This is a genomic window from Streptomyces sp. NPDC054883 (assembly GCF_053610645.1).
In genome coordinates, this window is record NZ_JBSGYT010000033.1 from 69,920 (window position 1) to 84,183 (window position 14,264).

Annotated in this window: 10 protein-coding genes; 4 read left to right on the top strand and 6 right to left on the bottom strand. The window is 73.5% G+C overall.

Going from position 1 to position 14,264, the window contains the following annotated elements; all coding sequences use genetic code 11:
- Positions 1 to 10 precede the first annotated feature (10 nt).
- The 3 genes from ACWGH1_RS23425 to ACWGH1_RS23435 form a co-directional block, all read right to left on the bottom strand.
- Positions 11 to 1,285, bottom strand: coding sequence for an NAD(P)/FAD-dependent oxidoreductase (locus ACWGH1_RS23425; protein ID WP_453355516.1), 1,275 nt, complete (start codon positions 1,283 to 1,285; stop codon positions 11 to 13).
- 93 nt (positions 1,286 to 1,378) lie between these two features.
- A complete protein-coding gene (locus ACWGH1_RS23430; RefSeq protein WP_453355517.1) occupies positions 1,379 to 2,707 on the bottom strand; it encodes a deoxyguanosinetriphosphate triphosphohydrolase in 1,329 nt (442 codons plus the stop codon).
- Positions 2,708 to 2,773: 66 nt separating this feature from the next.
- The gene (locus ACWGH1_RS23435) at positions 2,774 to 3,487 is read right to left on the bottom strand and encodes a sirohydrochlorin chelatase (RefSeq protein WP_453408975.1); all 714 of its coding nucleotides are present in this window, start codon (positions 3,485 to 3,487) and stop codon (positions 2,774 to 2,776) included.
- Between the two features lie 332 nt (positions 3,488 to 3,819).
- Here ACWGH1_RS23435 and ACWGH1_RS23440 point away from each other — a divergent pair, with 332 nt between their 5' ends.
- The 4 genes from ACWGH1_RS23440 (at position 3,820) to ACWGH1_RS23455 (ending at position 8,789) form a co-directional block, all read left to right on the top strand.
- Positions 3,820 to 4,518 (top strand): SanA/YdcF family protein, encoded by a 699-nt coding sequence (locus ACWGH1_RS23440; RefSeq protein ID WP_453357426.1) that lies wholly within the window; start codon positions 3,820 to 3,822, stop codon positions 4,516 to 4,518.
- Between the two features lie 39 nt (positions 4,519 to 4,557).
- Complete coding sequence (locus tag ACWGH1_RS23445) at positions 4,558 to 5,322, top strand: glucose 1-dehydrogenase (protein ID WP_453408976.1); 765 nt, start codon at positions 4,558 to 4,560, stop codon at positions 5,320 to 5,322.
- Between the two features lie 110 nt (positions 5,323 to 5,432).
- The gene (locus tag ACWGH1_RS23450; protein WP_453354791.1) at positions 5,433 to 7,514 is read left to right on the top strand and encodes a molybdopterin oxidoreductase family protein; all 2,082 of its coding nucleotides are present in this window, start codon (positions 5,433 to 5,435) and stop codon (positions 7,512 to 7,514) included.
- Between the two features lie 60 nt (positions 7,515 to 7,574).
- Positions 7,575 to 8,789 (top strand): RNA polymerase sigma factor, encoded by a 1,215-nt coding sequence (locus ACWGH1_RS23455; RefSeq protein ID WP_453354790.1) that lies wholly within the window; start codon positions 7,575 to 7,577, stop codon positions 8,787 to 8,789.
- A gap of 150 nt (positions 8,790 to 8,939) precedes the next feature.
- Here the strand turns inward: ACWGH1_RS23455 and ACWGH1_RS23460 are convergent, their stop codons facing one another.
- The 3 genes from ACWGH1_RS23460 to ACWGH1_RS23470 form a co-directional block, all read right to left on the bottom strand.
- The gene (locus tag ACWGH1_RS23460; protein ID WP_453354789.1) at positions 8,940 to 10,862 is read right to left on the bottom strand and encodes an ABC transporter ATP-binding protein; all 1,923 of its coding nucleotides are present in this window, start codon (positions 10,860 to 10,862) and stop codon (positions 8,940 to 8,942) included.
- On the bottom strand, positions 10,859 to 12,592 hold the full coding sequence (locus ACWGH1_RS23465) for an ABC transporter ATP-binding protein (protein WP_453408977.1): 1,734 nt from the start codon (positions 12,590 to 12,592) through the stop codon (positions 10,859 to 10,861). The genes ACWGH1_RS23460 and ACWGH1_RS23465 overlap by 4 nt, the downstream gene beginning before the upstream one ends.
- A 120-nt stretch (positions 12,593 to 12,712) precedes the next feature.
- Positions 12,713 to 14,176 carry an FGGY family carbohydrate kinase gene (locus ACWGH1_RS23470; RefSeq protein ID WP_453408978.1) on the bottom strand — a complete coding sequence of 488 codons (1,464 nt, stop codon included), beginning with the start codon at positions 14,174 to 14,176 and terminating at the stop codon, positions 12,713 to 12,715.
- Positions 14,177 to 14,264: the final 88 nt, after the last annotated feature.

Consider the following 14,264-nt stretch of genomic DNA (forward strand, 5'->3'; position numbering starts at 1 on the left):
GGCAAAACCGTCAGGCCCCCTCCGCCGCCACCAGGGAGGAGAGCGGAACGGACGGGTCCGCCAGTTTGTCCCGGTCCACCGGCACGTGGGAGCGGATCAGGGCCTGGATGTGCTCGGTGACGTCCCACACGTTCACGTTCATCCCGGCCAGCACCCGCCCCTGCGACAGCCAGAACGCGACGAACTCCCGCTTGCCCACGTCCCCGCGGATCAGCACCTGGTCGTACCCGCCGACCGGCGCGTACCCGGAGTACTCCAGGCCCACGTCGTACTGGTCCGAGAAGAAGTAGGGGACCCTGTCGTACGAGACCTCCTGCCCCAGCATCGCCTTGGCGGCGGCCGGGCCGCCGTTCAGCGCGTTGGCCCAGTGCTCGACCCGCAGCCTGGTCCCGAGCACCGGGTGGTGCGCGGCCGCCACGTCCCCGACGGCGAAGACGTCCGGATCGGAGGTCCGCAGTGACGCGTCGACGGCGATCCCGCCGCCGTGCTCCCGGTCCACCAGGGCCAGCCCCGAGGTCTCGGCCAGCGCAGTGCGGGGCGCGGCGCCGATCGCGGCGAGCACCGCGTGCGCCGGGTGCTCCTCGCCGTCGTCGGTGCGGGCGGCCAGCACCATCCCGTCCTGCCCGACGATCTCGGTCAGCCGGGCGCCGAAGTGGAAGCGGACCCCGTGCTCGGAGTGCAGGTCCCCGAAGAGCCGGCCGATCTCCGGGCCGAGCACCGCGTGCAGCGGCGTGGCCAGCGGCTCGACGACGGTCACCTCGGCGCCGTACCCGCGGGCCGCCGCCGCGACCTCCAGGCCGATCCAGCCGGCGCCCGCGATCAGCAGGTGGCCGTTGTCCCGGCCCAGCCCGGCCAGCACCCCCTTGAGCCGCTCCGCGTGCGCGAGCCGCCTCAGGTGGTGCACCCCCACCAGGCCGGTGCCGGGGACGTCGAGGCGGCGCGGCTCGGCCCCGGTGGCCAGCAGCAGCTTGTCGTAGTGCAGCGCCGTGCCGTCACCCAGGACGACCTTCTTCGCGTCCCGGTCCAGCTGGACGGCGGGCTGGCCCAGGTGCAGCTCGATGTCGGCGCGCGCGTACCAGGACGGCTCGTGGACGAAGACGCTGTCGCGCTCCTCCTTGCCCGTCAGGTACCCCTTGGACAGCGGAGGGCGTTCGTAGGGATGGTCCCGCTCGTCCCCGATCAGGATCACCCGGCCCGTGAACCCCTCCGACCTCAGCGTCTCGGCCGCTTTGGCCCCGGCCAGACCCGCGCCGACGATGACGAACGTCCGGTGTGCGTCGATCACCTGATGCCTCCTCATAACCTGTGCGCCACATGCGGCCACATGCGAGCGTCCCGCACCGAGCCTGCCCCGTGAAGGGGGAGTGGCCCGATCAGCTCACCCGTCGGCGCGTCGGGCGCGCCTGGTGAGACGGGCGTGCAACGAGCGGGCCGAGGCGTCGGTGAAGGCGGCGATCTGGTCGATGACCGCGCGTTTCCTCGCCTTGTCGTCGGGGGCGGTCTCGAAGGCAGCCCGGAACTGGGGGTCGAGGCCCTCGGGCGCCCGGGCGCTGAGCGCCTCGGCGAGTTCGGCCAGGACGATGCGCTGGTCCGCGCGCAGCCGCTCCTGCTCGTCGCGCTGCATCACGTACAGGTCGGCGACCGCCTTGAGGACGGCGCACTCGTTGCGCGCCTCCCGGGGGACCACCAGCTCGGCCGCGTACCGGGTGAGCCGGCCGGTCCCGTACGCCTCCCGCGTCGCCCCCTCGGCGGCCAGGCAGAAACGGCCGATCAGCTGGCTGGTGGCGTCCTTGAGCCGGGCCTGGGCGACGGCCGAGCCGTCGTAGCCGTGCGGCCACCACTCCTGCCCCATCAGCCGGTCCAGGGCCTCCCGCAGCTCCTGCGGTTCGGTGTCCGCGGGCACGTACCGGCCGATCGCGACCCGCCAGATCGCCTCGCGGTCCGGCTCGGCGAAGAGCATGTTCGGGTCGAGGTGTCCGGCGTGCAGACCGTCCTCGAAGTCGTGGACGGAGTACGCGACGTCGTCCGCCCAGTCCATGACCTGGGCCTCGAAGCACTTGCGGTCGGCGGGCGCCCCCCGGCGCAGCCAGGCGAAGACCGGCAGGTCGTCCTCGTACGCGCCGAACTTCACCGAGTCGGGGTCGGTGGGGTGCCCGCCGCGCGGCCAGGGGTACTTGGTCGCGGCGTCCAGCGAGGCCCGGGTGAGGTTGAGGCCGACGCTGACGAGTCCACCCGTGTCCGGGTCGGGCACGAACCGCTTCGGCTCCAGCCGGGTCAGCAGGCGCAGCGACTGGGCGTTGCCCTCGAAACCGCCGCAGTCCTTGGCGAACTCGTTGAGGGCTTCCTCGCCGTTGTGCCCGAAGGGCGGGTGGCCCATGTCGTGCGAGAGGCAGGCGGCCTCGACCAGGTCGGGGTCGCAGCCGAGGGCCAGCCCCAGCTCGCGGCCCACCTGGGCGCATTCCAGGGAGTGGGTCAGCCGGGTACGGGGGCTCGCGTCCCAGTCGTAGGAGCGGGTCCCGGGGGTGACGACCTGCGTCTTGCCGGCCAGGCGGCGCAGCGCGGCGGAGTGCAGCACGCGGGCGCGGTCCCGCTGGAAGGCGGTGCGGCCGGGCCGTTTGTCGGGCTCGGCGGCCCAGCGTTCGGTGTCGGCCGGCTCGTAGGGGGTGGTGCGCGCGGTGGTGAGGGGGGTGCCTTCCATGCCTTCCATGTTCAGACGTTAACCGGAAGAGCCGACAAGGCGGGTGATCCGGGCGGCCCGGACCCGCGCGCTGTCTCACGCGGTGGCCAGTTCCGGCGGTGTCCGGCGCCGGGCGAGGGCCTCCTCGTAGCGCAGCAGGACGAGCCGGGCCAGGGCCGGGTGGTCGCCGAGCGGCGCCGCGGCCGGGCCGGGCGCGGCCGCGGCGCTCTGGGCGGCGAACCGCCCGGGGGCGGTGAAGTACGAGGCCACGGCCGTCCCGTGGTGGCCGCGGGCGGCGAGGGTGCGCAGGGCGTCGGGGACCGTGGGGGCGGCGGCGGAGGCGTAGGCCGCTACGACGGGCACCCCGTCGAGCCGTTCGGACAGCAGGGCGGCGGTGCGGCGGGTGTCCTCGGCGGCGTCCTGGTCGCGAGAGCCGGCGGCGGCCAGCACGACCGCCGTCCCGGGTACCCAGGCGGCCTCCAGGAGGCGCTCGTACAAGGCCTCGACCAGCAGCGGGTGCGGCCCGAGCGGGGCGGCGACCCGGGTGCCGAGGTGGCCGGCGCGGGCGGCCGCCGCGGGCAGGTCCCGTTTGACGTGGTGCCCGCGGCTCAGCAGCAGCGGCACGAGGACGGCCGTACCGGTGGCCCGGTGCAGCGTCTCGCCCAGCAGCGGCCGGTTCAGCTCGATGTGCCCGAGGCGGACGTCGAGGCGGGGACGGAGCTCGCGGACCCGCTCCAGCAGGGCCCGGACGCTCTGGAGGGCGCGCGGGTCACGGCTGCCGTGGGCGACGGCGACGAGGGTGGGCTGCACGGGGGGCCTCCGTGGGACCGGGCCCCCGGCGGACGCACGGCGTCCAGCTGCGCCCCGAGCTGGGCGGTGATCCGGGTCAGCAGCTCGGCGGCGGTGGCGGGGGGAAACGGGAAGGACGGGAATTCGGGAGGGTGCGCGGGCTCCGTCATGAACCGATCCTGCGGGTCGGAGATTGCCGCCGCGTTGCACCGCGGTGACGGGTCTTTTCCGGCTGCTCACAGCGGGCCGCACGCTCGCCGCCGGGCGGCGGCTGAAACCGCACCGGCCCCGCCGGCGTCCTGACCTGCGAGCCCGGGCGACGGCCGACCGGGCGACGACCAGGGGGGAACGTCATGCGCGGAGCGCGCCTGAGCCGGATAGCGGGCGGGGTGCGCGGGCTGCTGCCCCGTACCGTACGGGCCAGGCGGCGGGCCGTACGGGCGGTGATGACGCTGTGCGTGCTGGCGCTGCTGCCCTCGGCGTGGACGCACGCGGTGGCCGCCGGCCGGCTCGGCAGCACGGCCCAGGCGCCCGCCGCCCCGGTGGCCGTGGTGTTCGGGGCGGGCCTGCTGGGCGCCCGCCCCACGCCGTACCTGGCCGACCGGCTCGACGCGGCCGCCGAGCTGTACCGCGCCGGGAAGGTCCGGGTGGTCCTGGTCACCGGGGACAACAGCCGCACCGGGTACTCGGAGCCGGACGTGATGCGGGCCTACCTGACCCGCCACGGGGTGCCGGACGAGCGGATCGTCAGCGACTTCGCCGGGTTCGACACCTGGGACTCCTGCGTGCGGGCCCGGCGGATCTTCGGCGTGCAGCGCGCGGTGCTGATCAGCCAGGGCTTCCACATCCGGCGGGCCGTCGCGCTGTGCCAGGCGGCGGGCGTGGACTCGTACGGGGTCGGGGTGGCGGACGTACACGACGCGACCTGGTACTACGGCGGGGCACGCGAGGTCTTCGCGGCCGGGAAGGCGGCCCTGGACGCGGTGTTCAAGCCGCGGCCGACCTTCCTGGGGCCCGCGGAGGACGGGGTGTCGCGGGCCCTGACGCTCTGACAGACTGGCACGTATTGCCAGAAGTGAGGGGTGGGTACCGTGGTGGATCTGAAGGGCAGGGCCGTCGTCATCACCGGAGGCGCACGCGGGCTCGGCGCCGCGGCCGCCCGGGCCGTCGTGGCCGGCGGCGGCCGGGTGCTGATCACCGACCTGCTGGAGGCGGAGGGCGCCGCCGCGGCCGCCGAACTGGGGGACGGCGCGCACTTCCTGCGCCACGACGTCACGAGCGAGGACGACTGGCGGACCGCGCTGGAGTACGCTGCCGCCGCCTTCGGCCGGGTGGACGGACTGGTGAACAACGCCGGCATCGCCACCGGCCGGCTGCTGGAAGAGGAGAGCGTCGAGCACTTCCGCCGGGTCCTGGAGATCAACCTGGTCGGCGTGTTCATCGGCGTCAAGGCCGCCGTCCCGCTGATGCGCGCGGCCGGCGGCGGCTCCATCGTCAACATCTCCTCCGCCGCCGGGCTCACCGGGCTCCCGCTCACCGGCGGGTACGGGGCGTCCAAGTGGGGCGTGCGCGGCCTGTCGAAGATCGGCGCCGTCGAACTCGCCGCGTCCCGGATCCGCGTCAACTCCGTGCACCCCGGCATGACGTACACCGAGATGACCGCCTCCACGGGCATCCGCACCGGTGAGGGCAACTACCCCGGTACCCCGATGGGCCGCGTCGGCGTCCCGGACGAGATCGCCGCCGCCGTCGCCTTCCTGCTCTCCGACGCCGCCGCCTACATCACGGGCGCCGAACTCGCCGTCGACGGCGGCTGGACGGCGGGCCCCACGCTCAAGCAGCTGACCGGCGGGTGACCCCCGGCGGCCCGGCCTCACCGGGCCCCGGCGGGAGCGCTGAGGCCGCCGTACAAGAGGCGTAACCCGACGCGCCGGCCCGTGTAACACCGGCGGCGCACGGTGGCCGTATGAGCACCGAAGCCGCCGCCGGACCCGTCACCGCCACGCACTGCCCCTACTGCGCCCTGCAGTGCGGCATGAACCTGCGCGCCGGGACGGACGGCGGCGTCACGGTGGAGGAACGGCCCGGTTTCCCCGTCAACCGGGGCGCCCTGTGCGGCAAGGGCCGCACCGCCCCCGCCGTGCTCTCCTCGCGGGTGCGGCTGACCCGGCCGCTGGTGCGCACCGGCTCGGGACGGCTGGAGCCGGCCGGCTGGGAAGAGGCCCTCGACGCCGTCGCGGCGGCCCTCTCACGTACCGGCCGGACCCACGGGCGGGACGCCGTCGGCGTGTTCGGCGGCGGCGGGCTGACCAACGAGAAGGCGTACGCCCTGGGCAAGTTCGCCCGTGTCGCCCTGCGCACCTCCCAGATCGACTACAACGGACGCTTCTGCATGTCCTCCGCGGCCGCCGCCCACCAGCGCGCCTTCGGCCTCGACCGCGGCCTGCCGTTCCCGCTGGAGGACGTACCGCGCACCGGCTGCGTGATCCTGGTCGGCTCCAACCCGGCCGAGACCATGCCGCCGGCCCTGCGCTTCCTGCGGGAACTCAAGGACAACGGCGGCACGTTGATCGTGGTGGACCCGCGCCGCACCCGCACCGCCGAACTGGCCGACCTGCACCTCGCTCCCCGCCCCGGGACGGACCTCGCCCTCGCCCTGGGCCTGCTGCACCTCGTCGTCGCCGAGGGGCACACCGACGAGGCGTTCATCGCCGAGCGCACCAGCGGCTGGCCCGAGGCGCGGGCCGCGGTGATGGCGCACTGGCCGGAGCTGGTGGAGCGGATCACCGGGGTCCCCGTGCCCCGGCTGCGGGAGGCGGTACGGATGTTCTGCGCCCCGGAGTCCGCCATGGTGCTCACCGCCCGCGGCCCGGAGCAGCAGTCCAAGGGCACCGACACCGTCGGCGCGTGGATCAACCTCTGTCTGGCCACGGGCCGCGCCGGCCGGCCGCTCTCCGGCTACGGCTGCCTCACCGGCCAGGGCAACGGCCAGGGCGGCCGGGAGCACGGCCAGAAGGCCGACCAGCTCCCCGGTTACCGCAAGCTGGCCGACCCGGCGGCGCGCGCCCACGTCGCCGGAGTCTGGGGCGTCGACCCCGACACCCTGCCCGGCCCGGGCCGCAGCGCCTACGAACTCCTCGACGCCCTCGGCACCGACGTGCGGGCGCTGCTGCTGATGGGCTCCAACCCGGTGGTCTCGGCGCCCCGCGCCGCCCACATCGAGGGCCGGATCCGCTCCCTGGACTTCCTCGCCGTCGCCGACGTGGTCCTCTCCGAGACCGCCGAACTGGCCGACGTGGTGCTCCCCGTCACCCAGTGGGCGGAGGAGACCGGCACCACCACCAGCCTGGAGGGCCGCGTCCTGCTGCGCCGCCGGGCCCTGACCCCGCCGCCGGGCGTCCGCACCGACCTGGAGGTCCTGCACGGCCTGGCCGCCCGCCTCGGTGTCGAGAAGGGCTTCCCCACCGCCCCCGAGGAGGTCTTCGAGGAACTCCGGCGCGCCTCGGCGGGCGGCCCGGCCGACTACTCGGGGATCTCCTACGCCCGGATCGAAGCCGAACAGGGCGTCTTCTGGCCCTGCCCCGAGGGCACGCCCGGAACGCCCCGCCTCTTCCTGGACCGGTTCGCCACCGAAGACGGCCGGGCCCGCTTCGTACCCGTCGCGCACCGGGACGCGGCCGAGGTCCCCGACGCGGCGTACCCGCTGCTGCTCACCACCGGCCGGGTCGTGGCCCAGTACCAGTCCGGAGCCCAGACCCGGCGGGTCGCGGAGCTCAACGCCGCCGCCCCCGGCCCGTTCGTGGAACTCCACCCCCGCCTCGCCGCCCGCCTGGGCGTGACCGAGGGGGCGCCGCTGGCGGTGGTCTCGCGGCGCGGGCGGGCGGTGGCCCCGGCCCGCATCACCGATGCGATCCGCGCGGACACGGTGTTCATGCCGTTCCACTGGCCGGGGGAGGGGCGCGCGAACACCCTCACCAACCCGGCCCTGGACCCGGTCTCGCGGATGCCGGAGTTCAAGACCTGCGCGGTGCGCGTCGAGCCGGCCTGAGCCGCAGGTCCGCTCGGACATGCGTCCGGACGGCTTCGCGCGTCCCGGCGAGGGGTAACCATGCGGTCACGCACCGGACTCAGAAAGTGCTCGCACGCCCCTCGTGGCCGCGATGTGCCGTACCCCACACTGAGATCCGGTGCCCCCGTCCTCGGAGCCCTGGAGGTCGCCCCCGTGCAGACCCAGACCCTGACCGCGAACGTGAGTCACCCCGCCCGGGCCGACGAGCCCGCCGACGCGGAGCCCGAAGCCGTGGACGCGGAGCCCGGCGAACCGGAGGCGCTCGACCTGGTGGAGCAGGTGCCCGAGCGGCGCGGGCGCGGCGGCGAACGGGCGGCCGGGCCGGGCGGGACGGGCGGGGCGGCCCCCTCCGCGGACCTCTTCCGGCAGTACCTGCGTGAGATAGGCAGGATCCCGCTCCTGACCGCCGCCGAGGAGGTCGAACTCGCCCGGCGCGTCGAAGCGGGACTCTTCGCCGAGGAGAAGCTCGCCGCCGCCACCGGCCTCGACCTCCAGCTCACCCTCGACCTGGACAAGCTCGTGGTCATGGGCCGGATGGCCAAACGCCGGCTCATCGAGTCGAACCTGCGGCTCGTCGTCTCCGTGGCCAAGCGGTACGTGGGCCGCGGACTCACCATGCTCGACCTCGTCCAGGAGGGGAACCTCGGACTGATCAGGGCCGTTGAGAAGTTCGACTACGCCCGCGGCTACAAGTTCTCCACTTACGCCACCTGGTGGATCCGGCAGGCGATGTCCCGGGCCCTCGCCGACCAGGCCCGGACCATCCGCGTCCCCGTACACGTCGTGGAACTGATCAACCGCGTCGTGCGCGTCCAGCGCCGCATGCTCCAGGAGCGCGGGTACGAGCCGACGGCCGAAGAGGTCGCCGCCCACCTGGAACTGACCCCCGAACGGGTGCTGGAGGTGCTCCGCCTCGCGCAGGAGCCGGTCTCGCTGCACGCGCCGGTCGGCGAGGAGGACGACGTGGCGCTCGGGGACCTCATCGAGGACGGGGACGCGGCCTCACCCGTCGAATCCGCCGCGTTCTTCCTGCTCCGCGAGCACCTCGAAGCCGTGCTGTCGACGCTCGGCGAACGCGAACGCAAGGTCGTCCAGCTCCGCTACGGCCTCGCCGACGGCCGCCCGCGCACCCTGGAGGAGATCGGCCGGATCTTCGGCGTGACGCGCGAGCGCATCCGCCAGATCGAGTCCAAGACGCTCAACAAACTGCGCGACCACGCCTTCGCCGACCAACTGCGCGGCTATCTCGACTGAGCGGCCCGCCGACCGCGCGGCCCTCCCGACGGGGTGGCCGACGGCCGCCTCGGCCCTGCCGACCGCGCGGCCGCCGGCCGGCCGGGGACGCGGAAGGGGTGCCCCCGTACGAGGGCACCCCTGACGGCCGGCGGCGGGAACCAGCGGGATCTAGTCGACCTCGGCCACCGCCTGCGCGAACTGCGCCGCGTACAGCCCGGCGTAGGCGCCGCCCGACTCCAGCAGCTCGTCGTGCGTGCCCTGCTCCACGATCGAGCCGCTCTCCATCACCAGGATCACGTCGGCGTCGCGAATGGTGGAGAGCCGGTGCGCGATCACGAAGGACGTACGGCCGTGCGCCAGCCGGGCCATCGCCTTCTGGATCAGCACCTCCGTACGGGTGTCCACCGAGCTGGTCGCCTCGTCGAGCACCAGGATCACCGGGTCCGACAGGAACGCCCGCGCGATCGTGATCAGCTGCTTCTCGCCCGCGCTGACGCCCGCGCCCTCGTCGTCCAGCACCGTGTCGTAGCCGTCCGGCAGGGTGCGGACGAAGCGGTCCGCGTGCGCCGCGCGCGCCGCCTCCTCGATCTCCTCGCGGGTGACCTCGCGCGAAGCGCCGTAGGCGATGTTCTCGGCGATGGTGCCGCCGAACAGCCAGGTGTCCTGGAGCACCATGCCGATGCCCGTGCGCAGTTCCTCGCGGGTCATCTTCGCGACGTCCACCCCGTCCAGGGCGATCCGGCCGCCCGTGACCTCGTAGAACCGCATCAGCAGGTTGACGAGCGTGGTCTTGCCCGCGCCCGTCGGACCGACGATCGCGACCGTCTGCCCCGGCTCGACGCTCAGCGACAGGTCCTCGATGAGCGGCTTGTCCGGCTCGTAGCGGAACGCCACCTTGTCGAGGGTGACCTGGCCCCGCAGCCGCTCCGGCCGCTCGGGGACCGCCACGTCCGGCTCCTGCTCCTGCGCGTCCAGCAGCTCGTACACCCGCTCCGCCGAGGCGACCCCGGACTGCACCAGGTTCGCCATCGACGCCACCTGCGTCAGCGGCATCGAGAACTGGCGCGAGTACTGGATGAAGGCCTGCACGTCACCGATCGACAGGGTGCCCGAGGCCACCCGCAGACCGCCGACCACCGCGATCAGTACGTAGTTGATGTTCGAGATGAAGAACATCACCGGCTGCATGATCCCGCTGACCAGCTGCGCCTTGAACGAGGCCCGGTACAGCGCCTCGTTCTGCTCGGCGAAGACCGCCGCCGACTCCTTCTGCCGCCCGAAGACCTTGACCAGCGCGTGCCCCGAGTACATCTCCTCGATGTGCGCGTTGAGCACGCCCGTGGTCTTCCACTGCGCCACGAACTGCGGCTGCGACTTCTTGCCGATCTTCGCCGCGACGAAGACGGACACCGGTACGGTCACCAGCGCGACCAGCGCCAGCAGCGGCGAGATCCAGAACATCATCGCCAGCACACCGACGATCGTCAGCAGCGAGTTCAGCAGCTGCCCCATCGTCTGCTGGAGCGTCTGCCCGATGTTGTCGATGTCGTTCGTCGCCCGGCTCAGCACCTCGCCGCGCTTCTGCTGGTCGAAGTACGACAGCGGCAGCCGCGACAGCTTCGCCTGGAGCTCCTCGCGCATCCGGTAGACGGTGCCGTTCATGACGTGGTTCGACAGCCGCGTCGCGACCAGCATCAGCAGCCCCGCCAGCGTGAACACCACCAGCGCCCAGACCGCCACGACCCCGACGGCGCCGAAGTCGATGCCCTGCCCCGGGGTGAAGTCGGTGCCGGACAGCATGTCCGCCATGCCGCCCTGACCCCTGGCGCGCAGACCGTCCAGCGCCTGCGCCTTGGTGAGCCCGGCCGGCATCTGCCGCCCGACGATCCCCGCGAACACCAGGTCGGTGGCGTTGCCGAGGATCTTCGGCCCGACCACCGAGCAGGCGACGCTGCCGACGACGGCGGCGACCATGCCCCAGATCTTGACCCGGTCCTGCGCGAGCTGGCCCAGCAGCCGCTTGCCCGATCCCTTGAAGTCCATGGACCGCTGGACCGGTCCCGTCATCATCCGTCCTCCGGGCCCGCTCATGCGGCCTCCGCCTCCGTCAGCTGGGAGAGCACGATCTCCCGGTAGGTCTCATTGCCGGCCATCAGTTCCTGGTGGCGTCCCTCGCCCACCACCTGGCCCTCGTCCAGGACGATGATCCGGTCGGCGTCGCGGATCGTGGACACCCGCTGGGCGACGATGACGACGGTCGCCTCCTGGGTCTCGCGGGCCAGCGCGGCGCGCAGCGCCGCGTCCGTCGCGTAGTCCAGGGCCGAGAAGGAGTCGTCGAACAGGTAGATCTCCGGACGCTGCACCAGCGTGCGGGCGATTGCCAGGCGTTGGCGCTGCCCGCCGGAGACGTTCGTGCCGCCCTGGGTGATCGGCGCGTCCAGACCGCCCTCGAGTTCGGAGACGAACCCGCTGGCCTGGGCCACCTCCAGGGCGTTCCACAGCTCTTCGTCCGTCGCGTCGGGGCGCCCGTAGCGCAGGTTGGAGGCGACGGTCCCGGAGAACAGGTACGGCTTCTGCGGAACCATGCCGACCGTCTTGGCCAGCAGCTCCGGGTCGAGCCGGCGCACGTCCTCCCCGTCGACGAGCACCGCGCCGCCGGTCGCGTCGAACAGCCGCGGGACCAGCCCGAGCAGCGTCGACTTGCCGCTGCCCGTGGAACCGATGACGGCGGTCGTCTCGCCCGGCCGGGCCAGCAGGTGCACCCCGCGCAGCACCGGGGCCTCGGCGCCCGGGTAGCGGAAGTCGGCGCCGCGCAGCTCCAGCTGCCCCCGCCGCAGGAGCTTGCGCACCGGGTCGGCGGGCGGGACCACGCTGGAGTCCGTGTCGAGGACCTCCTGGATGCGCTCCGCGCAGACCTCGGCGCGCGGCACCATCATGAACATGAAGGTGGCCATCATCACGGACATGACGATCTGCATCAGGTAGGCGAGGAAGGCCGTCAGCTGGCCGATCTCCATGCCGCCGCTGTCGATGCGCATCGCGCCGAACCAGATGACGGCGACGCTGGAGATGTTCACGACGAGGATGACGACCGGGAACATCAGCGCGAGCAGCTTGCCGGAGGCCAGCGACACCCCGGTGAGCTCCGCGTTCGCCTCCCGGAAGCGCTCCTTCTCGTAGTCGTCGCGGACGAAGGCGCGGATCACCCGGTTGCCGGTGATCTGCTCGCGCAGCACCCGGTTGACGATGTCCAGCCGCGTCTGCATCTTCCGGAACAGCGGGCGCGTCTTGTAGACGATCGTGCCGACGGAGAGGCCGAGGACGGGGACGACGGCGAGCAGCACGCCGGACAGCTTCACGTCGAGCGACAGCGCCATGGCGATCCCGCCGATGCACATGATCGGCGCCGAGACCATCAGGGTGAAGGTCATCAGCACCAGCATCTGGACCTGCTGGACGTCGTTCGTCGTACGGGTGATCAGCGACGGGGCGCCGAACTGGCCGAGCTCCCTGGCGGAGAAGCTCTGCACCCGGTCGAAGACGGCGGCCCGGACGTCCCGCCCGACCGCGGCCGCGGTGCGGGCGCCGAAGTAGACGGCGCCCACGTTGCAGGTCAGCTGGACGAGCGAGACGCCCAGCATCAGCGCGCCGAAGCGCACGATGTAACCCGTGTCACCGTTGACGACACCGTTGTCGATGATGTCCGCGTTGAGCGTGGGCAGGTAGAGGCTCGCACTGGTCTGCAGCAGTTGCAGCAGCACCAGGAGGGCGATGGGTTTCCGATAAGGACGCAGGTGCGTCCCCAGCAGTCGTATGAGCACGCGCAGGCTCCGGTCGGCAAGATCGAGGGGGGTTCACCCCATCTTCGGCCAACCGGCGGCCCGAACCCCAATGCTTTTCGCAAAGCCCGGTCAAAAGGCGTAGCTCTCCCGACGGGGGTCCTACGCCGTCGCGCCCTGGAAGGCCCCGGGGTGGATCTGCTCGCGCGTCGCGACGTACTGCTGGCGCACCGCCTGCCACGCCGGGAACTCCTCGCCCGGCTCGAAGGTCTGGCCGGCCGGGGCCGGCCAGACCGGCGGGGTGTGCGGTGCCAGCGTGCCCTGCGCCACCCCGAGCGCCCACGCCGCCTGGCGCGCGGAGCCCAGCGCGGCGTAGTCGGCCGGGGCCGGGACGACGACCTGCGTGCCGAACAGCCCCGGCGCGGCGGCCTGTACGGCGGGCAGCTCGGCCGCCGCGCCCAGCAGGAACACCCGGCGGATCTCCACTCCGCGGTGCCGCAGCACGTCCAGGGCGTCGACCAGCCCGCACAGCATGCCCTCGAACGCGGCCCGCGCCAGGTGCTCGGGCTTCATCGAGTCCCGGCGCAGGCCCGCCAGGGTTCCCGCGGCGTGCGGCAGGCTCGGCGTCCGCTCCCCCTCCAGGTACGGCAGGAGTACGAGACCGTGCGCGCCCGGCGTCGACTTGAGCGCGAGCGCGCTCAGCCCCTCCAGGTCGGTGCCCAGCAGCTCGGCGGTGCCCCGCAGGGCCCGTACGGCGTTGGAGGTGTTCACCACCGGCAGGTGCATGCCGCTGGCGTCGGCGAGCGAGGTGATCAGGCCGCCCGGATCGAAGACCGCCTGGTGGTGCACGGCCATCACCGACCCCGAGGCGCCCAGCGAGACCACCGCGTCACCCGGGACCAGGCCCAGTCCGAGCGCGGCGGCCATGGTCTCCCCGGTCCCGGCGGAGATCAGCAGTCCCTCGGGGGTGGTCCCGGCGGCGTCGGCCGGACCGAGCACCTCGGGCAGCAACGCCTGGTGCCCGAGCGCCAGCTCGACCAGGTCGGGGCGGTAGGAGCCGGTGGCCGGCGACCAGTAGCCGGTGCCGGAGGCGCCGCCCCGGTCGGTGGTGCGCCGCGCGGGCCGGCCCAGCAACTGCCAGACGAGCCAGTCGTGCGGGGACATCAGCACTGCCACCCGCCGGGCCGCCTCAGGCTCGGTCCGGGCCAGCCAGGCGAGCTTGGCCAGCGGCTGCGCCGCGTGCGGGACCGAACCGACGGCCTCCGCCCAGGCCTGCCGGCCGCCGAGCGCCTCGATCAGGTCGGCCGCCGCGACCTGGCCCCGCTTGTCGTTGCCGACCAGCGCCGGGCGGACCAGGCCGCCCTGGGCGTCGAGCGGCAGCAGGCCGTGCTGCTGCGCGGAGACGCCGATGGCCTGGACCCCTTCGAGGAGTCCGTTGCCGGCCGCCTCCCCGAGCGAGAGCAGCCACGCCTGCGGATCGGTCTCGTGCGGGCTCGACCCGGCGGCTTCGCCGGTCGGCTGCGGGTGGGGCGCGTAGCCCTGGCGCAGCACGGCCCCCGTGTCGGTGTCGCAGACGACGATGCGAGTGAAGGCGGAAGAGCTGTCCAGCCCGGCGACTATCCCCATGCGGAGAATTCTGCCGCACCGCGGGCCGGTCCCGACCGCCGAGTAGGCGCGCAACCGCCGCGGGGCCCCGCAACTCCCGGGGCCCCCG